General features: G+C 33.7%; 2 protein-coding genes. Both read left to right on the plus strand.

Features of this window, described 5'->3' with window-relative positions:
- Window positions 1-299, plus strand: a 299-nt coding sequence (locus E1171_RS23360) for a hypothetical protein (protein WP_187696149.1), incomplete at its 5' end; no start/stop codon positions are given.
- A gap of 212 nt (window positions 300-511) precedes the next feature.
- On the plus strand, window positions 512-1,153 hold the full coding sequence (locus E1171_RS01090) for a hypothetical protein (RefSeq protein WP_155203245.1): 642 nt from the start codon (window positions 512-514) through the stop codon (window positions 1,151-1,153).
- The last annotated feature ends 56 nt before the right edge of the window (window positions 1,154-1,209 follow it).

Here is a 1,209-nt window from a genome sequence, read left to right on the forward strand (position 1 = left end):
AAAATTTGGCTAATCGTATGTTGACAAGTACTGCTTGGGAAACTGCCAATTCAACAGGAATTATTTCCGAATTCGATTTTGAAACCACTCAAAAATTAACTCAAGCTTATTCATTACAAAAGATAATAATGGATAAATCTATTATTAAAATAATAGACTATTATTTTAATACGGAAGCACATAAAAAGGAAAACATTGATGCAATCCTAATTCAATTTCATTTAAGATTTAGCGAATTAATAGGACGAGAAAATTTGATGGAAATTCGATATGAAAATGCGATAAAAAGCATAAGATAAAGTGCCTAACAATCGCTATACCCAATAAGGGGGTAAGTGCTAGATTGAAGGCATGGTGCTTTAAACAAATCCCGCCAAATCGTTGATTTGTTTTGATCTGATTTTTTCATTTTATAAAGTCAAATCAACGATCTGGCTCAGTGCTAGTCCGAAAGTTTGTACTTTAAAGCCCCTTACTGGGCATAGCGTGGCCGTTATGCCCAAGCTAAAAAATGAGACTGCTAATAATTAACATACTGCTTTTAATTTCAACCAAACTCTGTGCACAAACAGACCTTGGAATTGGAATTGTTTCAATTGACTTTGATGACAAAACAATCCTAGAGTTTTTCAAAGACAGTTCGCAGACCGATCCAATTAAGGTTGTGGAATTCTTTAACGACCCAGCTATAAAAAGTTGGAATATTAAAAACCTGCAACAACAAAGAAATTGGTTAAAACCTGAAATACTTTGGCTGGACTATTATGCTTTTAATTTTCGGTGTATTTCAAAAAATGAAAATTGGTTCGAGGTCATCGTAAATAATGAATTAGGTCAAACCTATTGGATAAAAAGCTCAGAATCTACAAAATTCAAAAATTGGGAGAATTATTTGAAAGGAATGTTCTCAGTTGCTCGACTTTCAGAACAGCCACAAAAGATAAGAAGTGCCCCTGTTGAAAATGCCAAAGAAATGGATTATCAAGGAAGAGACTGTTTTGTTGTTAAATCAATGAAAGGTGACTGGATAGAAATCACAACACCACCATATTGTGACGAAAACTATACAGACAGTAAAACTCCAATCAAGTCAGGTTGGATAAAGTGGAAAGTAGGAAATACTTTATTAATTCAATATTTTACTACAAGTTGAAAAATAAAAAAAGCAAGGGCATAACAATGGCGAGCTGCCATGCTTTTCCAACGCGC

The organism is Xanthovirga aplysinae, from assembly GCF_009711365.1.
GTDB classification, from domain to species: domain Bacteria; phylum Bacteroidota; class Bacteroidia; order Cytophagales; family Cyclobacteriaceae; genus Xanthovirga; species Xanthovirga aplysinae.